Source organism: Streptosporangium heterodermiicola (assembly GCF_051390675.1).
In the GTDB taxonomy this organism is placed as follows: domain Bacteria; phylum Actinomycetota; class Actinomycetes; order Streptosporangiales; family Streptosporangiaceae; genus Streptosporangium.
The window spans coordinates 1-23,734 of sequence record NZ_JBPJSR010000005.1; the positions used below are offsets into that span (position 1 = coordinate 1).

Genomic DNA, 23,734 nt, shown 5'->3' on the forward strand with positions numbered 1-23,734 from the left:
CGGGACCGAGGCCGCCATGAAGGCCTTCGCCACCGGGTTCGACAGGACCGGCCACGAGCACGAGGAGGCGGCCACCCACGGGGAGCAGGGAGAGCCCACCCCCGAGATGGCGGAGGAGATGGCGCGGATGGAGAAGAACACGGAGTTCTTCATCGGCTACGAGGTGCCGCCGTTCGTCAGCTACCTTCCCGACGTCGAAGCGCTCCGGGCCTCCTCGGCGCGCGTGGTGATGGTGGCGGGCGAGGAGTCTGAGGGGCAGCCCCCCTACCGGGCCTCCTTCGTCGTCGCCGAGCAGATCGAGGGGCGGCACGTGATGTTCCCCGGTGACCACGGGGCCTTCGGCACCCAGCACGAGGCGTTCGCCGCCAAGCTCGACGAGGTGCTGTCCGATCCCTGAGGTGACCGGCGAGGTGCTTCCCAGCCCCTGAGGTGACGCGGCCCGGCGAGATCCGCACACGGCCGTCTCCTGGCGACCCGGCCCGGGAGACGGCCGTGACCGCGCCGGCCTCCCGTCTGCCGACCTTTCCGGAGAGCCGGTCTTCCGGCCTTTCCCGGCCTTTCCTGGCCTCTTCGCCTGGCCCTTCCGGAGATTCGACGGAGGCGAGGCCGCCTACACCCGGGTGCGGGCCTCCTCGATCTGGCGCGCGATGTTCCTCGCGCCACCGGCCTCGGCGAGGGCACTCGCCTCCTCGGCCAGCGCGAGCGCGTCGTCACGGCGGCCCTGCGCGGCGGCGATGTAGATCAGCCCGACCAGGTTCGCGGCGACACCCGGCAGGAAACCGAGTTCCCGGCGGAGCCGCACCGACTCCTCCAGCCGTTCCCGCGCCGCCTCCAGCCGTCCGGCGGCGTGCGCCGCGGTCCCCAGGTGCCGGAGCGCGTACGACATCAGCAGCTTGTCACCGGCCCGCGCCGCGAGCTCGTGCGACCGTTCGAGAAACGGAACCGCGGTCTCGTCGTCCCCGCGGACGACCTGGTGCAGGAGGCCGACCCAGAGCAGCGACTCGCTCTCGCCGCGCGGGTCGCCGAGCGCCTGATAGAGCTCCGTCGCGCGCTCGAACAGCGCCAGCTCGCGCGGGTCCTCCTTCCCGTCCTCGAAGAAGCGCGCGTGCATGATCCGGCCGCGGGCCAGGGCCAGACCGGCCTCGACCGCGTCCAGCTCCCGGTCGGCCACCTCCAGCACCCCGGCCTCACCGTCGAAGACCGCGCGTTCGTAGAGCAACCTGGCCCGTTCGAGCCTTTCCTCCGCACTCATCCGCCGCATCCTCGTTTTTCGGTAGGTGCGAATGATTGTTCCGGATTCTGTGATTGATGAGACCCCGCGACGAACGCGAGGATGTGGCGACACACCGACGATCACAGGGGGAACGATGGCGGACACGAGCGTGGCGAACAGACCGGCACCCACGGGCGGGCACGGGACCGCGCCGATCGAGGGTCTCACCGCCGGGCACCTCGCCCACCGGGTCGGCGGCCGGTGACCGGCATGTGGGAGACGGTTCCCCGGCTGCTCGGCGACAGCCGTTACCTCGTGCTCGCCACCGCCGATCCCCAGGGGCGGCCGTGGGCCACCCCCGTCTTCTTCGCCGCCCGCGACGAGGACCGGCTCTTCTGGGTGTCGGCACCGGACAGCAGGCATTCCCTTAACATCGCCGAACGCCCGGACGTGGCCATCACGGTCTTCGACTCCCACGCGCCCGTGGGCGGTGCCGAGGCGCTCTACCTTGAGGCGACCGCCGGCCTCGCCGACGACCCCGTCGCGGCCGTGGCGACACTCAACGCCCGCCTCCCCGCGGGCAAGGAGCTCACCGGCGACGACCTCGCGCCGTCCGGCCCCTTGCCGGCCTACAGCGCCGACGTGCGAAGGCACTTCGTCCTGGTCCGGGGCGGGGACTCGCGCTTCGACAACGTCACCGACGCGCGGCTCCGCGTCACACGCCCCCGGTAGGGGACCCCGGCCGTGGCGGCGAGCGTCCCGCGCGGATCGCCGACGGCAGCGATCACCGGCCAGCGCGTCGTTCATGGTGCAACGAGTTGTTGACGCCGTGCGCCGCTACCGGAGGTGCTCGCGCAGGAGGGCTTCGGCGACCTGCCGGGCGTCCTCGACGGCCTGTCTCGGGGAGCTGCTCGCCGGGCGGCGCGACCGCTTCACGCTCGCCACCAAGTTCGCCAACGGTGTCGGCCCGGCCGCCGGGGTGATGGGCATGGCAACAGCCGCAAGAGCATGGTCCAGGCGGTCGAGGGGAGCCTGAGGCGGCTGCGGACCGACCGGATAGACCTGCTGTGGGTGCACCTCCCCGACTCGGTCAGCCCCATCGAGGAGATCGCGTGCGGCCTGGACGACCTGACCCGCGCGGGCAAGATCCTCTACGGCGGTCTCTCCAACTTCCCGGCCTGGCGTACCTCCCGCGCCGTCACCCTCTCCGAGCTCCGCGGCCACGCGCCGATCGCGGCCGTACAGTTCGAGTACAGCCCTGTGGAGCGCACGGCCGACCGGGAGATCCTGCCCATGGCCGAGGCGCTCGGCCTGGGAGCGGCCCTGTGGTCACCGCTCGCCGGTGGGCCGCTCATGGGCCAGCCACACGACGTGGCCGCCGCGCAGACCCAGCACGTCCTCGGCGGCCCGGACATAGACTTCCGCCGCCCGCCGATCCCCGTGGCCTGACCCGCGACACGATTCGCACGAGACCACAGCCACGCCGGTCCCCAAGGGGCCGCGCGGGGTCGCTGCCGGGCCGGGGCTTTCACACGAAGCGGCGTAGGGCGAAGCGGGGGTGGGGGGCGGTGTGGCCGAGGGCGAGGTCCGCGGTCATCCGGCCGATCAGGGGGGCGAACTTGGCGCCGTGGCCCGAGCAGGGGGAGGCGATGACGAAGGGGCCGACGCGGTCGAGGACGAAGTCCTCGTCGGGGGTGATGGTGTAGAGGCAGCTCGCCTCGGTCAGCGGGGCGGGGTCGAGGCCGGGCAGCCACTTCCTGACGTGGGAGGTCACCACGTCGCGGGAGGCCGGATCGACGACGCCGTCCCTGGTGGTGGCGGTGACGGGTCTGCCCGCGTCGTGCTGGGCGACCTTGACCGCGGGCAGGGAGCCGCCGTCGCCGCCCGAGGGGAGCCCGTAGATCTGCGGGCCGTCGGTGTGGACGAAGACGGGCCAGCGGGCCTCCGGGTCGTGCGAGAGGAAGTGGAAGACCTGCTGCTGGGTCACCCGCAGCGGGGGCAGCTCCACCGGCACGCCGAGCAGTCCGGCGAGTTCCGGCAGCCAGGGGCCGGCGGCGACGACGACCGTGGCGGCGGTCACTTCGGGCCCCTCGGTGCGCGGCCGGACGCCCGCGGTCACCTCCGGGCCCTCGGTGCGCAGCCGGACGCGCCCGTCGGGCAGAGGCTCCGCACCGGTGAACCGTACGCCGGTGATCACCTGGGCGCCCAGCTCGGCCGCCCGGGTCACCGCGGCGGCCACCGTCGCGTCGGCGTCGGCCGTGCCCGCCTCCGGGTGGTGCAGCACCGGTCCTTCGAAGCGCATGAACGGCCACCGCTCGGCCGCGGCGCCGGGGGAGAGCAGCTCGTGCGGCACACCCGCCTCCGCCAGCAGGCGGGCGAGCCCCTCGGGGTCGCGTTCCGCGCCGAGGTCGAGGCCGCCGGTGACGCGGAGCAGTGACGTTCCGGTGTCGTTCTCCAGCTCGCGCCAGAGCTCCCCGGACAGGCCGGTGAGGCGCACGTACTCCGGGTCGGCGTAGGCCCGGCGGTAGATCCGCGAGGTGCCGTGCGAGCTGCCGCGCCGGTGGCCGACGTCGTACGCCTCGATGAGGGTGACGGCGTGCCCGCGGCGGGCGAGCTCCCACGCCGTGGCCGAGCCCATCAGCCCCGCGCCGATCACCGCGACCTCTGTCTCGATCCGGTCAGGGGTGTTCATCGGCGGTCTCCCTTCGAGCACCGTCGTCGTCCTCGGCGGCGGGGTTCTCCACGGGGGCGATCCTAGGTGAACGCGCGAGAACCGCCCCGGCCGGGGCGGTACGCGCTCGCGTGCCCGGTCCTTACCGGCCCTTCTCGCCGCCCTCGACGAGGGCACGGACGTGGTCGGTCTCGGGTGCGCCGATGTCGGTGAAGATGGCGAGCGCCTCCCGCCAGTGACGCAGGCCGACATGACCTCCCGAGATGTGGCGCGACGCGGTACCGAGGTGCGTCAGGGCGCGGGCCTCGCCGAGCCGGTGGCCGCTGTCGCGGTGAAGGTCGATCGCCTGCCGGGCACGGTCGATCGTCTCGGCGAGCTCGTCCCGGTTGAGGTGGATCTCCGCGAGCGTCGTCAGCGCCTGGCCCTCCCGGACGCGAAAGTGGGAGTTCCTGGCCATGGCGAGGGCGTCGTGGCCGAAAGCCCTCGCCTCGTCGTGGTTGCCGAGGTGTGAGTTCACGCTGGACAAACCGATGAGCGCTTCCGTCTCGGCGTAACGCATGCTCGCCTTCCGCGCCAGGAGGAGCCCTCGCGTGTAGAGGTCGACGGCCTCCTGGTGACGCCCGAGGCTGTCGTAGGACGCGGCGAGGGCGTTGCAGGAAACGGTTTCCCAGTGGTGGTGGCCGACGTCCTCGCTCAGGCGGAAGGCGGTGCGGGCGAAGTCCAGGGACTCGGTGACCCGGCCCGCGTCGCGGTGGAGTCTGCTGAGGGAGGCGAGCGAGTCGACCTCGCCCGCGTGGTCCCCGGTCCGGCGGGCCAGGTTCATGGCCTCGTACAGGTAGTCGGCGCCGTGGGAGAATCTCCCGAGGTCGTGGTAGACCTGGCCAATGGTGCACAGGGTCATGCACGGCGCGTTTCCGGAGCCTATTCGCCGCGAGACGTCGAGTGCGCGGATGAGATAGCCGGCGGCCTCCTCCAGCCGCCCGCGGATCCGCTCGGTGTCTCCTAGGTTGTTCAGAATGATGACCTGATGGTGTGAAAGCGGGCCGATCCGCTGCCTGAGGTCGAGCGCGCGAAGCAGGTTCTCGGTCGCGTCCTCCAGCTGTCCCAGGTCCCCGTACACGGCCCCGGTGTTGAGGAACGCCGTGACCTGGCCCTCCTCCCAGCCGGCCCGCCGGCTGAAGTCCGCCACGTGGCCCAGGTGCACGATCGCCTGCCGGCGGCGGCCCAGGGTGTGGTACGCGTGAGCGGTACTGAGGTGTAAGGCCGCCTGCCCGTACAGGTCGCCCTCGGCCCGGGCGGCGTCCAGGCCCGCCTCGGTGACGGTCAGCCACTGGATGGAGTGCTGACGTCGTGCGAGGTAACCGCGCAGGGTGTCGGCGAGGAACCACGCGGCCGGGCGCGGCCCGTGCTGTGCCGCGTGGGTGACGGCGGCGACGAGGTTGACGTGTTCGGCGTCCAGCCAGGCCAGCGCGCCGCCGGGCTCGCCGGGCTCGTCGGGACCGGCGGGGGCCGGTTCCGGCGGTGGCGCGTTCCGAGGCAGCCGTATCAGGTGCGGGTACAGCAGTTGCGCGGCCGCGATGGCGGTGCGCAGATAGTGGTCGTACAGCCGCCCGGTCGCGGCGCCGCGCTCGTCGTCGCTGTCCTCGTCGCGGTCGCGCTCGGCGGCGTACAGACGCAGCAGATCGTGGAAGGCGTACCGGCCGGCGGTGTGCTCGCTGATCAGATGCGCGCCGACCAGTTCGGCCAGGAGCGACCGTACCCGTCCCTCGGGGAGGTCGGCCAGACGCGCCGCGGCGCCGATGCCGATGTCGGGTCCCGGATGGATGGCCAGCAGCCGGAACAGGCGCGCCGCCTCGCCGCCGAGGGTGCGGTAGGACCAGGAGAAGACCACCCGTACCTGGGTGGCGGGGTCGCTGCCGTGGAAGGCGTCCAGGCCGCCGGACGCCTGGTGCAACTCGTTGGCGAGGGTGGCCAGGGAGAAGCGGGGGTTCATGATGGCGCGGGCCGTCACGATGGCCAGCGCCAGGGGGAGGCGGGAGCACCGGGCGATGATGGCGTCCACCGCCTCCGGTTCGGCGGCGACCCGCTCGGCGCCGACGCGGCGAGCCAGCAGTTCGCGTCCCTCGTCGGCCGACAGCAGGTCCAGGGCCAGGGAGTGGGCGCCCTCGGTGGCCACCAGGCCGGACAGCTGATTCCGGCTGGTCACCACGACAAGGCAGCTCGCCGTGCCGGGCAGCAGCGGGCGGACCTGCTCGACGTCCCTGGCGTTGTCCAGTACCACCAGGATCCGGCGACCGGCCAGCAGGCTGCGGTACAGGGCCGTCTGCGCCTCGAAGGTCGGGGGGATCCGCTGCGTGGGCACCTGCAGCGCGTCCAGGAAACTCCGGACCGCCTCGGCCGGTTCCATCGCCGAACCGGTCGCGTCGAATCCCCGCAGGTTCACGTAGAGCTGCCCGTCGGGAAACCGGTCGCGAACGCGATGGGCCCAGTGCACCGCCAGCGTGGTCTTGCCGACACCGGCGGTACCCGACACGGCCATGACCGTCAGCGCGGCGGGCTGTTCGGTGGCGGCGGCCCAGAAGGCGTCCAGCTGGGCGAGCTCCCGCAACCGGCCGGCGAAGCCGCGGGCGTCGAGGGGGAGCTGCGCCGGAGCGGCCTCCCGCGTGTTCGCGTCCGAAACCGGCGCGGGTGGGGAGGGGGCCGCCGCGTCCGGTGAGGGCGCCTGGTGCGGTGCCGGTGGCGTGGGCCCGGTATCGGAGCCCGGGGTATCGTCAGGGCGGGCCGAGGCGGGATCGGAGCCCGGGGCATCGTCAGGGCGGGCCGAGGCGGGATCGGAGCCGTTGCCCCCGGAAGCCATGAGAGCCGTGTCCCGTTCACCCGATCCGGGGCCGGGGAACTGCTGGCGGAGCACTTGCAGGTGCGCGGCCGTCAGTTCGTGTCCGGGCTCGACGCCCAGCTCGGCGGCGAGTCTCGCGCGGACGGTGTCGAACAGCCGCAGCGCGGCGGCCTGCTCACCGCCGCCGGCCATCGCCAGGACGAGGCGGGCCTGCAGCCCCTCGTGCATCGGTTCGTCGCCGGCGAGTACGCGCAACTGCGCGGCGGCGCTCCGGTAGTGACCGCTCGCGAACGCGAGGTCGGCGAAGGTCAGTCCGGCGGCTGTCCGGCGCTGGTTGAGCGCCACGGTGGCGGGGTGGTGACGCAGCCGGGAACCGGTGTTGGCCAGCACGGGACCTCGCCAGCACCGCAGGGCCTGGCCGAACAGCTCCCTCGCCGACGTCAGGTGTCCTTCGTCCTGCGCGGTCCTGGCGCGTTCCCAGAGCTCGTCGAAGCGGGTGAGGTCGAGCCGGCCGGCTCCGAGCTCCAGGGTGTACCCGCCCTGGGTCAGCACGATGACGCCGGCCGGTGGGTGGTGCCGTGGCTGGAGCAGCCTGCGAAGGGATCCGATGTGGCTCTGCACCAGGCTCAGGTATGTCTTGGGCGGCCGATCCTCCCACAACACGTCGACGATCTCCTCGCGGGACACCTGCCGCGACGGCTGCACCGCCAGCAGCCCGAGCAGCTCCCGCTGCATGGCGGATCTGATGTCGTGGGGAGCGCCGCCCCTTCGAACGGAAAGTGGTCCCAGCACATCGATGTGGACCGGATCCGCGGTCGCCGGCGTGGTGGCCGCCCGGGCGGTGGTCAGCAATGTCCTGAGGTCGTCGTCGGTGATCCCCAACGCCTTGGCCAGGCGATGTAGCGAGGACGCCCGTGGCCGATTGACACGGTCCGCCTCGATGTCGCGCAACGAGCGCTCGCTCACGCCCGCGAGATCCGCCAATTCCCTCTGGCCGAGGCCCGCGCTCAGACGACGGTCACGGATCTGTATCCCGACTGTGTACCGCACTGGTTCCATAGCAATCACACCCACCATGTTCATGCGCTGCCGGACGGGAGTCTGCCGCTGATTCTGCCGGTTTCTGCCGGTCCCTGTGTGCGACCCCGAGGTCAGGGCGCCGCCTTCGTGACATCGGCCCACGTCACAGCGGAAATGGCCGGGCGGTCATTGTCGCCGGTGCGGGTCGCGCGGATTCATGCCTTCACCACGGCGTCTCCGACGTGCCCCTCTCTTATCGTCTTCCTCAGCGGACGCCGCGACCCATGGAGAAAAGAGAAGGGTGGTCAGTCATATATCACCGGCACCTGCATGAAAGAGACCGAATGGCCGTCGCGTATCACACGTCGTGGCCGGTCATCGGGGACGGCCCGGCGGCCCGTCGCTTCTCTCAATTGCTTCTGTCAATTGTGAACGTGTTACCCGTTGAACGTTGATGCGGGAAGGTGGGGGACTTTCTTACATGACACGGCCCAACGAATTGTCCGCCGGTGAGCGTCGCGATTGGCGGGAGATGATCGCGCGATCGGTGGCCTCGGTGGCCTCGGTGGACGGCCTCCGTCCCGAAACCGGCGGCCTCCGGGCCGAGGCGCATCTCGTCGACCTCGGTATCACCCGGCTGTCGCGGGTGCGATGCGCGTCGTTCGAGGCACGATGCGCCCAGCACCGGATTCGCCGATCCGATCCCGGCCCGTACCAGCTCGCGCTGACCCTCCACGGCCGGTCGGGAACACGGTGGCAGGGCGGTGAGGCCGACCTCGGGGCGGCGGAGTTGCTCCTGTACGACACCTCCCGGCCTTCGCACGCCTGGACGCGGTCCGACGGTCCCGGGGCCCCCATCCAGGGCGGACGCCCGGACGGCCCGGCCGACGGCCTGGTCCTGCAGTTCTCCCGCGAGGTCCTTCCGGTTTCCGACGCCGAGGTCGAACGCCTCCTGGGGGTACGGCTGCCGGCGCGGCAGGGGGTCGGCGCGCTGCTGTCCGATCTCCTGCTCCGGCTGGCCGAGCAACGTGAGCCGTTCCCGCCCCAGGAGGGCGTCCGGATCTCCCTGATCATCCTCGACCTCCTGGCGACCCTGCTGACCCAGGACCTCGGCACGTGCTCGGCGATGTCGCCGAACGATTCGCGCGGGCTGATGGTCATGCGCGTCCAGGCGTTCATCGAGCGGAACCTGGGAGACGCCGACCTGTCTCCATCGATGATCGCCTCCGCCCACCACATCTCCACCCGGCACCTGCAGCGGCTGTTCGAGGAGCAGAACCTCAGCGTGGCGCGCTGGATCCGCCAGCGCCAGCTCGAACGCTGCCGGCGCGACCTGGCGGACCCCCTGCGGGACACCCTGCCGGTCCGCGCCGTCGCCGCCCGGTGGGGGTTCAGCAGCGAGTCGCACTTCAACAGGGCGTTCCGCGCCGCCTACGGCGTGCCCCCCGCGGCCTACCGGCGCGGCCTGCGAGATTCGGCGGACACGGCCACCGCGTGCCGGTTGGCCTCGTTCCCCTTCCACAACGGGCGGGCGGGGGACGCGGCCGGGGGCCCACGACCGGTTCGCGGTGCCGGTGCTCAAGCGGGCGTCAGGCCCTGACCCGGATACATTGACCGCCCGCGCCGTTCTCCTCCATCGGACGAAGGGCGCGAAGTGCTCGTTTCCAAAGTGATCATCCATCGTGGGGGCGGGTTCTCGGGTGAGGCGGCGCGGAGCGGAGCGCGGCGATCCCGGACGAACGAGCGAAAAGGCTCCGGCCGGACCCTTCCGGGTCCGGCCGGAGCCGGTTTTTCCTCGGGGACGCCGATCAGGGGAAGTTGATCGGGCGATGGTGATCACGGGGAACGGTGATCACAGGGTGATGGTCAGAGGGCGCGGGCGGAGTGGCGGTGATCACAGGGGACGGTGGTCACCGGCGCGGTTGTCATGAGCTTCCTGCTTCGTCTGTTCTCTCCTGGGCGGGGAGGGCCTGGGTAATTACGTACAGTAATTACTTGTCGCGCTGCGTGTCCAGCCTTGATTTTGTCACCGCCGCGCCAGTTGTGCCCTTCCTGGCGATCGGGCGTGCGCGGCCCCGGGGGCTCTCGCGTGACGGCCGACCTTCGCCGGTGGCGTCCGAGGGCGGGGGCGGGCACCGCCAAGAAGTCGACCGGTGGTTGAAGCCGATCAACGGAGAGAGCGCTCTCAGATCAGGATAGATCCATTTCTTGATCGTTGGCCGGGAATCGGTGCGGTGTGTGTGGCTCCAGGGTGGCATCACCGCGCGGCGGAACGCCCTATTTTCTGTGCTTACGCCCTCTCGCCTGCATCTCTGTACTTTACCTATTCGTTACCAACGTGAAACATTGACTGCCGTGACGCAGCCCGTTACTTTTCGGTGAGAGAGCGCTCTCTCGTATCGGTCAGCTTCAGAGCCCGATTCCTCTCCCCGGAGGCACCCCCCAATGGATCCCTCGATCCGGACCACGGGTCCGGACAGCGCGCACCCCCGTGAAGGACGACTCGCCCAGACAGCGGCCCGCGTCAGGACTCGCCGCCGCACCCTCGCCGCCGGTGTGGTCGTCGCGATGGTGGCCGGCCTGCTCGGCCTCGGCGCCGCCCGCTCGGCCGAGGCCGCCACGGTCGGCGCGGGCAGCTACGCCGACACCCTCCCGGCCGGCCGCTCGCTGCCGGCCGGCTGCGGCTCCATCTCCACCAACCCCCGTCAGTGGGTGACGTCGAACGCCCCCACGGGGGCCGTGCCCACCAACGACTGGTGGTCGTCGCTCCTCTACAAGAAGACCGACTGCGCGTACAGCGAGCCGCTCCACGCGCACCCGATCTCGTACGACACCTTCGGCAACGGTCTCGGCTTCTCCTACAACACCACCCCGGCCATCAGCGGCACCGCGACGGGCGTCGGCGAGTACCACTACCCGTACGTCGAGAACATCCGCGTCGGCGTCGCGGGGCTGAGCTCGCCGGACGTCAAGGTCGACGGCTGGAGCGACTGGACCGTCACCCCGTACTGGAGTGGCGCGGGCCGGACCATGAAGGCCACCATCGGCCACGGCCTGCCGTTCGCGTACTTCCAGGTCACCGGCGGCGACGCGCAGATCACCACCGCGGGCACCCCCACGGTGTGGTCCAACAGCGGCGCCACCATCGGCTTCACCGCCGGGGGCCGTGACTACGTCGCCTACGCGCCGACCGGCGCGACCTGGTCGGTGAGCGGCACGACGATCAGCTCCGCCCTGGCGGGCAGGGGCTTCTTCTCCGTGGCCGCGCTCCCCGCGGGCGGCGACCGCGCGGCCCTGGCCACCACCTACGGCCAGTACGCGCACGCGCACGTCACCGGCACCCGTGTCTCGTACGCCTACAACCAGGCCGCGAGCTCGCTCACCACGACGTACGCCTTCACCACCACGGCCAGGCAGGGCAGCCAGACCGGCACGGTCATCGCGCTCTACCCGCACCAGTGGAACTACCTGACCGGTTCCACGCCGCTGGCGCAGACGTACGTGTCGGCGCGCGGGCAGATGAAGATCGTCACCGGGACGCAGTTCCAGACGTCGATGAAGTACACCGGCGTGCTGCCCGAGATCCCCGCGGTGGCCGACAGCTCGGGCGCGGACCTCACGACGGTCACCAACCAGCTGAACGCCGAGCTCGGCAACCCGATGGACATCCGGGGCGACGACACCTACTGGACAGGCAAGGGCCTGGGCAGGGCCGCCCGCATCGCGGAGATCGCCGACCAGCTCAACCTGACGTCGGTGCGCACCGCCGCGCTGAACGCCATCCGCGCCCGCCTCAACGACTGGTTCACCGCCTCGGCGGGCAAGACCAGCCGCGTCTTCTACTACAACCCGAGCTGGGGAACCCTGCTCGGCTACCCGGCCTCGTACGGCTCCGACCTGGAGCTCAACGACCACCACTTCCACTACGGCTACTACATCGCCGCAGCCGCGACCCTCGCCAAGTTCGACCCCAACTGGGCGAGGACGAGCCAGTACGGCGGCATGGTGGACCTGCTGATCCGCGACGCCAACAACTACGACCGCAACGACACCCGCTTCCCGTACCTGCGTGACTTCGACATCTACGCGGGCCACGACTGGGCGGCCGGGCACGGCTCGTTCGGCTCAGGCAACAACCAGGAGTCGTCCTCTGAGGGCATGAACTTCGCCAACGCCCTCATCCAGTGGGGACAGGCCACCGGCAACACCGCCGTCCGCGACGCGGGCATCTTCATCTACACGACCCAGAACGCGGCGATCCAGGAGTACTGGTTCGACGTGCGGAACCAGAACTTCCCCTCCGCCTTCGGCCACAGCACGGTCGGCATGGTCTGGGGCAGCGGCGGCGCGTACGCCACCTGGTTCAGCGGCGAGCCGGAGATGATCCAGGGCATCAACATGCTCCCGGTCACCGGCGGGCACTTCTACCTGGGCGACAACCCCGCGTACGTGAACACCAACTACGCCGAGCTGGTACGCAACAACGGCGGGCCGCCCACGGTGTGGCGGGACATCCTCTGGCAGTTCCAGGCGCTGGGCAACGGTGACGCGGCCCTGGCGAACCTGCGCGCCGCAGGCGCCTACACCCCGGAGGAGGGGGAGAGCAGGGCGCACACCTTCCACTGGATCCGCAACCTGGCCGCCCTCGGCACGGTGGACACCACCGTCACCGCCAACCACCCGCTCGCCAAGGTGTTCAGCAAGAACGGGGCCCGTACCTACGTCGCCTCCAACATCACCGCCAGCGCGCTCACGGTGAACTTCTCCAACGGGACCGTGCTCAACGTCCCGGCGGGCAAGACGGTCACCTCCGGCGCCTTCACCTGGAGCGGCGGCAACGCGGGCGGCGGCACCACCAACCCCGACCCGACTCCCACGCCCACCCCGACCCCGACTCCCACGCCGACCCCGGACCCGGGTGGCTTCGCCGCGACGCGCTACCTGCAGAGCGGCGGCGGCCTGCCGGGCACGGCCGGTGCGGCGGGCAGCCTCGCGGTGGCCGCCGCGAACGGCAACCACGACGGCGTGCCGACCAACGCCCGGGTCTTCACGGCGACCGGTCTCACCGCCGCCCACAACGGCGGCACCACCGCGTTCGACCTCTTCGTGGACGCGGGCACCTCGGTCGCGAACGGCACCCAGGTCCGGGTCTCCTACGACCTGACCGGCAACGGGAGCTGGGACAGGGTGGAGACCTACGGGTACTTCGCCACCGACCCGGTGACGGGCTGGGAGCACTACACGCAGGGAACCGGCCCGCAGTCCTCCTCGGGGGCGCTCGGCAACCTGGCGAACGGCCAGGTGAGGGTCGAGGTCTGGAACGCCATCGGCAACGGTGCCGTCAACCTCGGCGTCGGCAACCAGTCGATCGTGAGGCTGCCGTTCGGCTGATCCCCCTCAGCTGATCGGTGAAGGGACGGCCGGGAGCGTGAGCCCCCGGCCGTTCTCGCCGTCCCCGGGGGGCGGCAGGCCGATCGGGTTGGCGGGCGGCATCACGCCCGACTCCAGGACGGCCATGGTCAGCGGGTACAGCAGCAGGGCGAGCTCGGCGGTGCGCTCGTCGCCCAGGGCCCGCCAGGGAACGGCCGCGGCCTCGTCGGTCAGCCGCTCGATCCGCGTGCGCTCCCGCGCGCCCTCGGCCGTCAGCACGCCGGAGTCGTCGACCCAGCCGCGCCCGCGCAGCGCGGCGGCACCGGCCTCCCACTCCTCGTCGTCCCAGCGCCGCGCCAGGCGCAACTGGTCGATGTCCGTCTCGCCCGCCGCGACCTTGAGCAGGTGGGACTGGACGGGGGAGACGCCGTGGGCGACGAGGGCGGCCACGTGCCCGTCGCCCCGGTGCTCGCGCAGCGTGGTCGCGGCCTGCCAGAGCAGCAGGTGCGGCTCGTCGGGCGCGGGCAGCGCCTGGTTGGCCGCGCCGAGCACCCGGCCCGCGGTGTCGGCGTGCCCGGCCGCCTCCCAGGCGAGCCCGGCCGCCGCGCGCAGGTCGTCGGAGCCGGTCACCTTGTCGGTGAGCAGGGTCCGCAGAGCCGCCCCCGCCCCGTCGAGCCGGGCGCGCAGCACGTCGCCGGGGGTCGCGAACGTCCACGCGTCGGGGAGCGCCCTGGCGACCCTGGCCGGGGGGAAGCCGTGGAAGGCCGCCGTGACGACACCGGGGCCGACCGGCCCGAGGGGGGCCGCCCTGCCCGCGAAGTAGCCCATCCAGAAGCCGCGCATGCCGACCGCGTCGGCCGCGGCCCTGGCCTCGGGGGCGAAGTAGGTGACGGCGTGCAGGGGCTCCAGCAACTGCCACATGACACGCGGAACGTTCGGTTCGGGTTCCGGCACGGTCTCACACCCCGTCTCGTGGATCCTGGCGGATCGGCTGCGCATGTTCATACGGTACTCGGCGGAACGACCGGACGATCTCCTGACGAGAGAGCCGCCATCTGGTCGGACCCCTGACCTGATCTGGGAAGACGAAGTCATCTCACCCGTCAGGTTGGGTCTTTTCAAGGGGGGACGGGCGGGTTATCAAGAGCTCAGGACGAACTGTGATTCCAGACATTCCCACTCGCTGGTGACACGGTCGCGTCCGCTCGCCCCACCCCCCTGAACCAATGGAGTACGGCATGCGGCAGTTACGAAGAGTCACTTTCCACATCCTGTGTGTCATCGCGACGCTCACCGCGAGCGTCATCGCGACGGCCACGGGAGCGCAGGCCTCCGTACCCAACCGGTGGGGCTTCGCGGTGGTCAACGTGACCTCCGGCATCCCCGACCCCAACCACCAGGCGGGCAGCTGGGGGCCGGGCTTCAACGTCAGCGTCACCCCGGGCGGGGTCGGGCAGACGTTCGTGCGGTTCCCGCAGATCGCGATCACCGGTGGCGTGGTCCACGTCACGGCGATCTCCGACAACGCCTACTGGTGCCAGGCGCAGAACTGGGGCCCCTCGGGCACCGACGTGGTGGTGGCGGTGCAGTGCTACCGGTACGGAGGGGCCCCGGTCTTCACCCCGTACAGCATCGTCTTCGAGCAGAGCACCGGCACCCTGCCGGCGCCGCAGGCGTTCGGCTACGTGCACTACAACGGCGGCGGCATCACCTCCCAGTTCAACTCGGCCGGGGCCGTGAACACCGTCGGCGGAGGCGGTGGCGTCTGGACGGTCACCCTGCCCGGCCTGGGTTCCTCGGGCTTCGCCGGCAACCTCCAGGTCACCGCGGTCAACCCCAGCCAGCCCGCCCGCTGCAAGGTCGGCGCCTGGGCTCCCGGCGTGGGCGCGCAGGCGGTCCAGGTGCGCTGCCACAACGCGACGAACGTGCCGCTCAACACCGGATGGACGCTGACCTACCACCGTGAGCGCGCCATCACCGGCGCGGCGATCCCGCCGAAGAACTTCGCCTACACCTTCGACAACACCCCGGCCAACCCCGGCCCGTACTCGCCGGTGCCCCCGGCCCTGAACTACAACTCGCAGGCGGGCGTGAACACGGTCCAGAACTCGGGGGTCGGCCAGCGTCTGGTGCTCTTCCCGAGGGTCGGGGTCCTGCAGGACCAGGTCCAGGCCACCGCGTACGGTCCCGGCCCCGAGTTCTGCAACCTGCAGACCATCTGGAACACGAGTGGCGGCAACGCGATCGTCCGCAACGTCGTCTGCTACAGCGCCGCCACCCGCGTCGCCCAGCCCTCGCTGGTCACCTACACCTCGGCCTTCTGACACCTCGGTTTTCTGAAGGCCCCGCGCGGTACCACCCGGTGTCTCCCGGGTGGTACCGCGCCGCTCGTCCGAATGGACGCCCCTCTCCCGGGTAGCCGGAGACGATGGCGACTTATGGCTTTCATTCCTCACACGAGCAGATCCATCCGGCAGAGCTGCTGAAGGCGGTCACACGGGCCGAGCAGGCGGGGTTCGGGGCGGCGATGTCGTCGGACCACTTCTCCCCGTGGAGCGAGCGTCAGGGGCAGTCGGGGTTCGCCTGGTCCTGGCTGGGCGCGGCGCTCCAGGCCACGAACCTGCCGTTCGGCGTGGTCAACGCCCCCGGCCAGCGCTACCACCCGGCGATCATCGCCCAGGCGATCGGCACCCTCGGCGCGATGTACCCCGGGCGCTTCTGGGCCGCCCTCGGCACGGGCGAGGCGAGCAACGAGCACATCACCGGCGACCACTGGCCGCGCAAGGAGCTTCGCAAGCAGCGACTGCGGGAGTGCGTCGACGTCATCAGGGCGATGCTGGCGGGGGAGGAGGTCAGCCACGACGGCCTGGTGACCGTCGACCGCGCCCGGCTGTGGACCCGCCCCGACACCCCGCCGAAGCTGGTCGGCGCGGCGGTGAGCGCCGACACGGCCCGCTGGTGCGCGGAGTGGGCCGACGGCCTGATCACCGTGGGAGGGCCCGTCGACCGGCTGCGCGAGGTCATCGGCGCCTACCGGGACGCGGGAGGCAAGGGCAAGGTGGCACTCCAGGTCCACCTCAGCTGGGCCGAGAGCGACGACGAGGCGATGGCCATCGCCCACGACCAGTGGCGGAGCAACGTGTTCTCGCCGCCGGTGAGCTGGGACCTGGAGACCGCCGAGCTCTTCGACGTGGTCTCCGCGGACGTCTCGCCGGAGAAGGTGGCCGAGGCCGTCAACGTCTCCTCCGACCTGGGCTGGCACGCCGCCAGGATCAACGAGTACGCGGACCTGGGCTTCGAGGAGATCTACCTGCACCACGTGGGCCAGGAGCAGGCCGCCTACATCGACGCCTTCGGCGCGAAGGTGCTTCCCCAGCTGAGCTGAGCTGGACTGGACTGAGCTGGACTGAGCTGACGTCGGCTGGGCTGATCCGGGTTGATGCCGGCCGAGTCGAGCCGGTGCCGAGCCGGTGCCGAGCCGAGCCGGTGCTGGTGCCGGCGCGCGGTCGCCGGGGGTGACGGCGCCGGCGGGTCCCGCAGGCCGAGGGGAGAGGGCGACGGCGCGGCCGGGTTCCCGGCCGGTGGTCGGCGCCCTCGGCCGCTGGGGATCCTGGAGATCATACAGATCGAGGTATGAAACGGATCTTCCTCACTTTTCACGATATGTGATGGAAACAATTGAGGAGGAATCAATTCACAGACGTAGGTGAATGTTCTACATTTGTCATGGGAGCGCTCCCATCAGAAGGAGGCGCAGTGTCTCTCCAGCCCGACTCATCCGCGGCGTCCCTCGACGCCGCCCCCGAGTACGAAGGCGAGTGCCTGCTGCCCGCCGTTCCCGCGAGCGTGCGCGACGCTCGCGCGCTGGTCCGCCGGGAGCTCTCCCTGTGGGGCGCCGACGACCTCGTGGACGACTGCGTGCTGATCGTCAGCGAGCTGGTCACCAACGCCGTCAGGTACGGCGGTGCCGCGTGCGCGCTGCGGATCCAGGGCGGCGGGAGCTACGTCCGCGGCGAGCTCTTCGACCCCGGGGAGGGGGCTCCCCGCGTGTGTGCCCGCGACATGGAGGCCACCGGCGGCCGGGGCCTGCTGATCGTCGACTCCCTCGCCGACGACTGGGGTGTCGCCCATCCCCCCTCCGGAGGAAAGATCGTCTGGTTCGTCCTCGGTCTCCCCGCCTCCGCCCGCCCCCGTCCCGCCGTCGCCCCGGTCCTGCAGTTCAAGTAGGCGCGTGCCTGGAGTGGCCGGTGCCCGCCCCGTCCCGCGGTTCAAGTGGGTGCCCGCCCGGAGCGGTGCGCTGCCTGCGGTGACCTGGTGGTTCCCGCCGCCGGGGGTGGGTGTGCGGCCGCGCCGTCCGGCCCCGTAGTGTGCGGGACGGCCAGCCCTCCAGGGAGAGAAACGCATCGTTCATGACGTACGACCACACCCGCCGCGCCTGCTATACCGGATATGTCACCCAGGCCATCGTCAACAACCTGGCCCCCCTGCTGTTCATCGTGTTCCAGACCCGTTACCAGCTGCCCCTGGAGATGCTCGGGCGCCTGGTGCTGCTCAACTTCGCCACCCAGCTGGTCACCGACATCGTGGCCGTGAAGTTCGTGGACCGGACCGGCTACCGCGTCCCGCTGGTGCTGGCGCACGTCCTGTCGGCGCTGGGGCTGGTGCTGCTGGCGGTGGCCCCGGCGGTGTCGCCCTCCCCGTACCTGGGACTGTGCGTCGCGATCGTCGTCTACGCGATCGGCGGCGGCCTGCTGGAGGTGCTCGTCAGCCCCGTGGTGGACGCGCTGCCCAGCCCGCAGGAGGGCAAGGCCGCGGCGATGAGCCTGCTGCACTCCTTCTACTGCTGGGGACAGGTCGCGGTGGTGGCGGGCAGCACGCTGCTGCTGGCCTGGATCGGCCAGGACGCCTGGCAGGTCCTGCCGGTGGCCTGGGCGCTCGTCCCGCTGGTCAACATGGTGGCGTTCCTGAGGGTGCCGCTGCCCCCGACCGTGCCCGACGAGCACCGTACCTCCCTGCGGGCGCTCTTCGGGGCTCCCGCCTTCGCCGCCGCCGTCGTGCTGATGCTCTGCGCGGGCGCGGCCGAGCTGACCATGTCGCAGTGGTCCTCCCTCTTCGCGGAGGACGGGCTGGGCGTCTCCAAGGTGTGGGGCGACCTGGCGGGCCCGTGCCTGTTCGCGGTCCTGATGGGGATCGGCCGCATCGTCTACGGCCTGTGGGGCGAGCGGATCCCGCTGGTGCCCGCGATGGCCGCGTGCGGCGCGCTGGCGACCGTCTGCTATCTCGTCGTCTGCCTGTCCTCCAACCCGGTGGTCAGCCTCGTCGGCTGCGCGGTGTGCGGCCTGGCCGTGAGCCTCCTGTGGCCTGGTACCTTCAGCCTCGCCGCGGCCCGCTTCCCCCTCGGCGGCGCGGCCATGTTCGGCGTGCTGGCCGTCTTCGGCGACGCCGGGGGCGCGGCCGGCCCCTGGATCGCCGGGGCCGCCGCGGACGCCTCCTCCGCCGCCGGTGGCTTCCTGACCACCCTGTCGGACGCGCTCCCCGGCGACGGCGGCTCCGGCCTGCGCGCCGGCCTCCTCGTCGCCACCGCCTTCCCGCTCGCCGTCGTCGCCCTCACCTTCGCGTACGGCGTCCGGGGGCGGGGCTCGGTGAGCACAGGGAGCACAGGGAGCACAGGGAGTACGGCGGGCACGGCGGGCACGGCTGGCACGGCGGCGGGCGGGACGCCTGGTGAGGCGGCGGGCGAGGTGGAGCGGCCGATCGGCGGGTGAGCCGGATGGGGCATCGGGGCATGACATCCCCTTTTCATGGGCACCTCGTATCCCAGCGGCACCGCACACTTGAGGAGCGTTTCACCATGACCCCGGCACCCATGGACTCTCCGGCGCGTGCCGGGTCCCCGGAGGGTGCGGCCGCTTTTGGGACGGCGATCGCTCATGGGCCCGCGACCGTCCCCGGGGGCGCGGCCGGGACGGCGGGGGCCGGGGTCCCGGAGGTCCCGGAGATCCCGGAGCGCGCGGCCTGGGCGGCGGACGCCGGGGTTCCGGAGCGCGCGGCCGGGACGGGCGGGGCCCTGGAGCGGGCGATCGAGACGATGCCGCTGGTGGACCACCATGTCCACGGCGCCCTCGACGGCGACCTGTCGCGGGGGCGGTTCGAGGAGCTGATCACCGAGTCCGACCGGCCGGTGCCCGGCTGGATGACCCAGTTCGACTCGCAGCTCGGTTTCGCCGTCCTGCGGCACTGCGCGCCCGTTCTCGGCCTCGACCCGCACCCGGACCCGGAGACCTACCTCGCCCGCCGCGCCGAGCTCGGGGCCGCGGAGGCGAACCGGCGCCTGCTGGCCGCGTCCGGCATCGGGCACTTCCTCCTGGAGACCGGCTACGGGGGCGAGGAGATCCTCGGCCCGGCGCCGATGGCGGCCCTCACGGGGCGGCCCGTCGAGGAGATCGTCCGGCTGGAGTCGGTCGCCGAGCGGGTAGTCGCCGAGGGGACCGACGCCGCCGGGTTCGCCGCCCGCTTCGAGGCGGCCCTGTGGGAGAGCGGCCGTACGGCGCGCGGCCTGAAGAGCGTCGCCGCCTACCGGTACGGGCTCGATTTCGACCCCGCTCCGCCCACCCCGGCCGAGGTGGTGGCGGCGGCCGGGCGCTGGCTGCGCGAGTCCGAGCGGACCGGGACGATCCGCGTCGACGACCCGGTGCTGCTGCGCCACCTCATCTGGACGGGCATCGGGCGCGGGCTGCCGCTCCAGTTCCACACCGGGTACGGTGACCCCGACCTCGACCTGCGCCGCTCCGACCCCCTGCTGCTGCGCGGCCTCATCGAGCGCGCCGAGCCCAGGGGCGTCTCGCTGCTCCTGCTGCACTGCTACCCGTACCACCGCAACGCCGGTTATCTCGCCCAGGTCTACCCGCACGTCTACTTCGACGTCGGGCTGGGGGTGAACCACACCGGGGCGCGCGGCGTGGCCGTCGTGGCCGAGAGCCTGGAGCTGGCGCCGTTCGCCAAGATCCTCTTCTCCTCGGACGCCTGGGGCCCCGCGGAGCTCCACCACCTGGGCGCCCTGCTCTGGCGCCGCGCGATGGCCCGCGTCCTCGGCGGGTTCGTCGCGGACGGAGAGTGGAGCGAGCCGCGGGCGATCCGGGTCGCCACCATGATCGGCGAGCGGAACGCCCGCCGCGTCTACGGCCTCGGAGAGACCGGGTAACCGGCTGACCGGCCCCCGCGCCGGCGACGAGAACGACCATCACGCACGACGAGAACGGCGCCCATGTCACCCATGTACCACCGGAACGGCACCAAGCACAGTCAGAGGGAGATCCATGATCGGCACTCACGTCCGCGCGCTCGCCGCGCTCGCCGCACTTGCCGAGGGGGACGCGTGACGGTCAACCGCGACGCTCACCGGTCCGGGGAGCGGCGATGAACGAGATCCACGAGCGGCTCCGCGCCGCCCTGCACGCCGAGCTGCCCGCGGCCTTCCAGCTGCGGCGGGAACTGCACGCCGAGCCGTGCGTGTCGGGGAAGGAGGAGCCCACGCTCAAGCGCGTGCTGGACGCGCTGCCCGAGGGCGACGCGACGGAGCGGGTCGCCACGACCGGCGCGCTCCTCCGCGTCGGCGGCGAGGGCCTCGCCGTCGGGGTACGCGGGGAGCTGGACGCCCTGCCGATCCCCGAGGAGACGGGCGTGCCCTGGGCCTCGCGCAACGGCGCCATGCACGCCTGCGGCCACGACGTGCACCTCGCGGCCCTGGTCGCGCTGACCAGGGCGGTCGACCGGGTACGGGCCCCGGCGCCGATGGTCGCGGTGCTGCAGCCGCGCGAGGAGACCCACCCCTCCGGGGCCCGCGACATCGTCGATTCCGGCGCGCTGCGCAGGAACCAGGTCGGCGCGATGATCGCGGCACACGTCCAGCCGGTGCTCGGCGCCGGTGAGACGGCCTGCACCCCCGGCGCGGTCAACGCCTCCTCCGACGAGTTCACCGTCACCGTCAGGGGACAGGGCGGGCACGCGGCCTATCCCCACCTGTCCCGCGACTCGGTCCTGGCGCTCGCCCAGATCATCGTGGCCGCGCAGCAGCTCGTCAGCCGCGACGCCGACCCGATGACGCCGACCGTGGTCACCTTCGGGACCGTGGCGGCGGGCAGCGCCCCCAACGCGATCCCGGGGCAGGCCTCCGCCCGCGGCACCCTCCGTACGATGTCGGAGCCGTGGCGCCACCAGCTGCACCACCGCTTCCGCGAGATCGCAGAGGGCGTCGCCCGCGTCTACGGCTGCGAGGCGGAGGTGCGGATCACGCACGGGGAGCCGGTGCTCGTCAACGACGCCCGCCTCGCGGAGGAGACGGGCTGCATCCTCGTCGACGTCGCCCACCACATGCCCGCCACGCTGCGTTCCTGCGGTGCCGACGACTTCGCCCACTTCGCGTCGGTCGTGCCGTCGCTGATGCTGTTCGTGGGCACCGACACGGCCTCGGGGCTGCACAGCCCGTACTTCCTGCCCGGGGACGAGACCGTGACGGCGGTCGCCGAGAGCCTGCTCGCCGCCTATCTCGCCGCCGCGCGGGTGATCGGCGCGGGTGGTTGAACGGGTTTTCCATGCTTTTGCTGGTATTCGGCGGGGGTTGCCGAAAAATGCCTGGAACGCTGGAGGTGTGACGGTCGTTGACGTGGGTGAGGCCGGTCACCGGGGGGTGGCCGGGCCCGCGCGGGGATGAGACGACGGTGACTTTCCCCTCGCCGGGCGGGGGCGTTCCACTCTCCTCCGCCGGTCCGCCGGTGGTAAACGGACACCCGAAAATGCGAGACTTTCGACGATTTGTTGTCAGTCCCTTTCGTGGTGTTCGTCGGGAGAGATATTGCTGTTTCCTTCCGTACTACGGCTTGACGGCGTTCCCGTCCGGGAGCGATTCGACTTCTGGTGGGAGGCCGTCGCGCAGTCGGTGGTCTCGGTGGACGTCTCCAGCGACCAGGCCGCCGACTTCTGGGCCGAGATGCGCATGCTCGACCTCGGGGTGGCGCAGCTGTCCCGGGTACGGTGCGTCTCGTTCGACGCGCGCCGCAGCCCGAGCCGGATCCGCCACTCCGACCCCGGCCACTACCAGCTCTCCCTCACCCTCCGCGGCCGGTCGGGCATCCAGCAGGAGGGCCGCGAGGCCGGCCTCGTGCCGACCGACATCACGCTGTACGACACCTCGCGAACGTTCCACGCCTGGACGGTGGCGGAGGAGCCGGGTTCCAGGAGGGCGCGCGGATCGCGTCCGAGCGTGTCCGACGGGCTGATCCTGCAGTTTCCCCGCGACGTCCTGCCGCTCCCGGCCTCGGCCGTCGAACGGCTGCTGGCGGTGCGGCTGCCGGGCAGGGACGGCATCGGCGGGCTGCTCAACGGGTATCTCCACCAGCTGATCACGCAGCCAGGGCGGCGCTCGTCCTCCGACGCCCTGCGGCTGTCGACGGTCGCCCTCGACCTGGTCGCCGCCCTGCTGGCCCACGAACTCGACATGGACACGTCCGGCTCCCTGTCCGACCCCCAGGGGGTCCTCCTCATGCGTGTCCAGGCGTTCGTCGAGAGGGGGCTGGGCGAGGCGGACCTGTCGCCTTCGACGATCGCCGCGGCCCACCACATCTCCGTCCGCCACCTGCACAGGATCTTCCAGTCGGAGGGTGTCACCATCGGAGGCTGGATCCGCCTGCGCCGGCTCGAACGCTGCCGCCGCGACCTGGCCGACCCCCTGATGGACGACCTGCCCGCCCGTACGATCGCCTCGCGCTGGGGTTTCACCAGCGACTCCCACTTCACCCGGACCTTCCGCGCGGCCTACGGCGCCTCGCCCGCGGCCTACCGGCGCCACCTCCGGGAACTGAGATACCCGGCGGACGCCTCCGCCTCCGGTGGGGGCGATGCCGGTTGACAGCCGTCGCGCGGACCTGTAGAAAACCGTCAGGTTATAGAACGAAGTGGTTATAAAGAGGTGAGTGCCGGCCTGACGCATCGGCCTCGCCCGCCTCGCGGTAGGCGAGGCCGACGGTGACGACCGGGGAGAGGGCCGATCGTGAGCCCGGCGGCCCCTTGTCCGCCCGCGCCGGGGGAGGAACACCCGGCCGGAGGCCTCGGCCCGCATCGACACCAGCGCCCGCATCGACACCAGAAGGAGAGATCACATGAACTGGACCCTGGAAGTGGTGGTGGTCCCGGTCAGCGACCTCGACCGGGCCAAGCACTTCTACGCGGAGAGGGTCGGCTTCAGGGTGGACCACGACACGCGGATCGACGGCGGCCCCCAGATCGTCCAGCTCACTCCCCCCGGATCCGGCTGCTCGATCGTCCTGGGGAAGGGGTTCGTCGACATGGAGCCGGGCTCGCTCCGGGGCCTGCAACTGGTGGTCCCGGACATCCACGCGGCCCGCGCGCACCTCGTCGAGCGAGGGGTGGAGGTCGGCGAGGTCCAGGTGATGGGGAGGTCCGGCGCCCGCCCGAGTCGTGAGGGAGACGACCTCAACAACGTGGGGTTCGTCTTCTTCGACGACCCGGACGGCAACGGCTGGGCGGTCCAGCAGATAACCTCCCGCGGCTGACCCCGGTCCACCCTGGTCCACCCTGGTCCACCCCGGTCCACCCCGGTCCACCTCGC

The 23,734-nt window shown here is 71.7% G+C and carries 17 protein-coding genes and 1 pseudogene; 14 read left to right on the forward strand and 4 right to left on the reverse strand.

Features of this window, described 5'->3' with window-relative positions; translation table 11 throughout:
* Positions 1-397 (forward strand): annotated as a pseudogene (locus ACSC1Q_RS12410) (hypothetical protein); the annotation flags it as partial.
* A gap of 213 nt (positions 398-610) precedes the next feature.
* Here the strand turns inward: ACSC1Q_RS12410 and ACSC1Q_RS12415 are convergent.
* Positions 611-1,252 (reverse strand): tetratricopeptide repeat protein, encoded by a 642-nt coding sequence (locus ACSC1Q_RS12415; RefSeq protein ID WP_436758824.1) that lies wholly within the window; start codon positions 1,250-1,252, stop codon positions 611-613.
* A 231-nt stretch (positions 1,253-1,483) separates the two neighbouring features.
* Between ACSC1Q_RS12415 and ACSC1Q_RS12420 the strand changes: the two genes are divergently transcribed.
* From ACSC1Q_RS12420 to ACSC1Q_RS12430, 3 genes are all read left to right on the forward strand, one after another.
* Positions 1,484-1,945, forward strand: coding sequence for a pyridoxamine 5'-phosphate oxidase family protein (locus tag ACSC1Q_RS12420; protein WP_436758825.1), 462 nt, complete (start codon positions 1,484-1,486; stop codon positions 1,943-1,945).
* A gap of 73 nt (positions 1,946-2,018) precedes the next feature.
* Complete coding sequence (locus ACSC1Q_RS12425; protein WP_436758826.1) at positions 2,019-2,249, forward strand: hypothetical protein; 231 nt, start codon at positions 2,019-2,021, stop codon at positions 2,247-2,249.
* Entirely contained in the window at positions 2,222-2,662 is a 441-nt protein-coding gene (locus ACSC1Q_RS12430; RefSeq protein ID WP_436758827.1) for an aldo/keto reductase, read from the forward strand. The genes ACSC1Q_RS12425 and ACSC1Q_RS12430 overlap by 28 nt, the downstream gene beginning before the upstream one ends.
* A 79-nt stretch (positions 2,663-2,741) precedes the next feature.
* Here the strand turns inward: ACSC1Q_RS12430 and ACSC1Q_RS12435 are convergent, their stop codons facing one another.
* Positions 2,742-3,905 (reverse strand): FAD-dependent oxidoreductase, encoded by a 1,164-nt coding sequence (locus tag ACSC1Q_RS12435; RefSeq protein ID WP_436758828.1) that lies wholly within the window; start codon positions 3,903-3,905, stop codon positions 2,742-2,744.
* A gap of 121 nt (positions 3,906-4,026) precedes the next feature.
* Positions 4,027-7,803: a BTAD domain-containing putative transcriptional regulator gene (locus ACSC1Q_RS12440; protein ID WP_436758829.1), complete on the reverse strand. Its 3,777-nt coding sequence runs from the start codon at positions 7,801-7,803 to the stop codon at positions 4,027-4,029.
* Positions 7,804-8,272: 469 nt separating this feature from the next.
* Here ACSC1Q_RS12440 and ACSC1Q_RS12445 point away from each other — a divergent pair, with 469 nt between their 5' ends.
* Positions 8,273-9,340: a helix-turn-helix domain-containing protein gene (locus tag ACSC1Q_RS12445; RefSeq protein ID WP_436758830.1), complete on the forward strand. Its 1,068-nt coding sequence runs from the start codon at positions 8,273-8,275 to the stop codon at positions 9,338-9,340.
* Positions 9,341-10,185: 845 nt separating this feature from the next.
* A complete protein-coding gene (locus ACSC1Q_RS12450) occupies positions 10,186-13,131 on the forward strand; it encodes a glycosyl hydrolase (RefSeq protein WP_436758831.1) in 2,946 nt (981 codons plus the stop codon).
* Positions 13,132-13,137: 6 nt separating this feature from the next.
* On the opposite strand, the gene ACSC1Q_RS12455 is transcribed toward ACSC1Q_RS12450, so the two are convergent.
* Complete coding sequence (locus tag ACSC1Q_RS12455; RefSeq protein WP_436758832.1) at positions 13,138-14,109, reverse strand: SCO6745 family protein; 972 nt, start codon at positions 14,107-14,109, stop codon at positions 13,138-13,140.
* A 239-nt stretch (positions 14,110-14,348) separates the two neighbouring features.
* On the opposite strand from ACSC1Q_RS12455, the gene ACSC1Q_RS12460 reads away from it, so the two are divergent.
* The 8 genes from ACSC1Q_RS12460 (at position 14,349) to ACSC1Q_RS12495 (ending at position 23,678) form a co-directional block, all read left to right on the forward strand.
* Positions 14,349-15,434, forward strand: a complete 1,086-nt coding sequence (locus tag ACSC1Q_RS12460; protein ID WP_436758833.1) for a hypothetical protein — start codon at positions 14,349-14,351, stop codon at positions 15,432-15,434.
* A 104-nt stretch (positions 15,435-15,538) separates the two neighbouring features.
* Positions 15,539-16,495, forward strand: coding sequence for a TIGR03885 family FMN-dependent LLM class oxidoreductase (locus ACSC1Q_RS12465; protein WP_436758834.1), 957 nt, complete (start codon positions 15,539-15,541; stop codon positions 16,493-16,495).
* A gap of 371 nt (positions 16,496-16,866) precedes the next feature.
* The gene (locus ACSC1Q_RS12470; RefSeq protein WP_436758835.1) at positions 16,867-17,337 is read left to right on the forward strand and encodes an ATP-binding protein; all 471 of its coding nucleotides are present in this window, start codon (positions 16,867-16,869) and stop codon (positions 17,335-17,337) included.
* A 182-nt stretch (positions 17,338-17,519) separates the two neighbouring features.
* Positions 17,520-18,875: an MFS transporter gene (locus ACSC1Q_RS12475; protein WP_436758836.1), complete on the forward strand. Its 1,356-nt coding sequence runs from the start codon at positions 17,520-17,522 to the stop codon at positions 18,873-18,875.
* Between the two features lie 86 nt (positions 18,876-18,961).
* Positions 18,962-20,311: an amidohydrolase family protein gene (locus ACSC1Q_RS12480; RefSeq protein ID WP_436758837.1), complete on the forward strand. Its 1,350-nt coding sequence runs from the start codon at positions 18,962-18,964 to the stop codon at positions 20,309-20,311.
* Positions 20,312-20,526: 215 nt separating this feature from the next.
* A complete protein-coding gene (locus ACSC1Q_RS12485; protein WP_436758838.1) occupies positions 20,527-21,690 on the forward strand; it encodes a M20 metallopeptidase family protein in 1,164 nt (387 codons plus the stop codon).
* Positions 21,691-21,961: 271 nt separating this feature from the next.
* On the forward strand, positions 21,962-23,014 hold the full coding sequence (locus tag ACSC1Q_RS12490) for an AraC-like ligand-binding domain-containing protein (protein WP_436758839.1): 1,053 nt from the start codon (positions 21,962-21,964) through the stop codon (positions 23,012-23,014).
* Positions 23,015-23,264: 250 nt separating this feature from the next.
* Positions 23,265-23,678 carry a VOC family protein gene (locus ACSC1Q_RS12495; RefSeq protein ID WP_436758840.1) on the forward strand — a complete coding sequence of 138 codons (414 nt, stop codon included), beginning with the start codon at positions 23,265-23,267 and terminating at the stop codon, positions 23,676-23,678.
* Positions 23,679-23,734: the final 56 nt, after the last annotated feature.

Excerpts from the sequence above, each read along its gene's own strand:
- ACSC1Q_RS12415 (WP_436758824.1), bottom strand. The coding sequence starts at position 1,252 with ATGAGTGCGGAGGAAAGGCTCGAACGGGCCAGGTTGCTCTACGAACGC.
- ACSC1Q_RS12420 (WP_436758825.1), top strand. The coding sequence starts at position 1,484 with ATGTGGGAGACGGTTCCCCGGCTGCTCGGCGACAGCCGTTACCTCGTG.
- ACSC1Q_RS12425 (WP_436758826.1), top strand. The coding sequence starts at position 2,019 with ATGGTGCAACGAGTTGTTGACGCCGTGCGCCGCTACCGGAGGTGCTCG.
- ACSC1Q_RS12430 (WP_436758827.1), top strand. The coding sequence starts at position 2,222 with ATGGTCCAGGCGGTCGAGGGGAGCCTGAGGCGGCTGCGGACCGACCGG.
- ACSC1Q_RS12435 (WP_436758828.1), bottom strand. The coding sequence starts at position 3,905 with ATGAACACCCCTGACCGGATCGAGACAGAGGTCGCGGTGATCGGCGCG.
- ACSC1Q_RS12440 (WP_436758829.1), bottom strand. The coding sequence starts at position 7,803 with ATGAACATGGTGGGTGTGATTGCTATGGAACCAGTGCGGTACACAGTC.
- ACSC1Q_RS12445 (WP_436758830.1), top strand. The coding sequence starts at position 8,273 with ATGATCGCGCGATCGGTGGCCTCGGTGGCCTCGGTGGACGGCCTCCGT.
- ACSC1Q_RS12450 (WP_436758831.1), top strand. The coding sequence starts at position 10,186 with ATGGATCCCTCGATCCGGACCACGGGTCCGGACAGCGCGCACCCCCGT.
- ACSC1Q_RS12455 (WP_436758832.1), bottom strand. The coding sequence starts at position 14,109 with ATGCGCAGCCGATCCGCCAGGATCCACGAGACGGGGTGTGAGACCGTG.
- ACSC1Q_RS12460 (WP_436758833.1), top strand. The coding sequence starts at position 14,349 with ATGCGGCAGTTACGAAGAGTCACTTTCCACATCCTGTGTGTCATCGCG.
- ACSC1Q_RS12465 (WP_436758834.1), top strand. The coding sequence starts at position 15,539 with ATGGCGACTTATGGCTTTCATTCCTCACACGAGCAGATCCATCCGGCA.
- ACSC1Q_RS12475 (WP_436758836.1), top strand. The coding sequence starts at position 17,520 with ATGACGTACGACCACACCCGCCGCGCCTGCTATACCGGATATGTCACC.
- ACSC1Q_RS12480 (WP_436758837.1), top strand. The coding sequence starts at position 18,962 with ATGACCCCGGCACCCATGGACTCTCCGGCGCGTGCCGGGTCCCCGGAG.
- ACSC1Q_RS12485 (WP_436758838.1), top strand. The coding sequence starts at position 20,527 with ATGAACGAGATCCACGAGCGGCTCCGCGCCGCCCTGCACGCCGAGCTG.
- ACSC1Q_RS12495 (WP_436758840.1), top strand. The coding sequence starts at position 23,265 with ATGAACTGGACCCTGGAAGTGGTGGTGGTCCCGGTCAGCGACCTCGAC.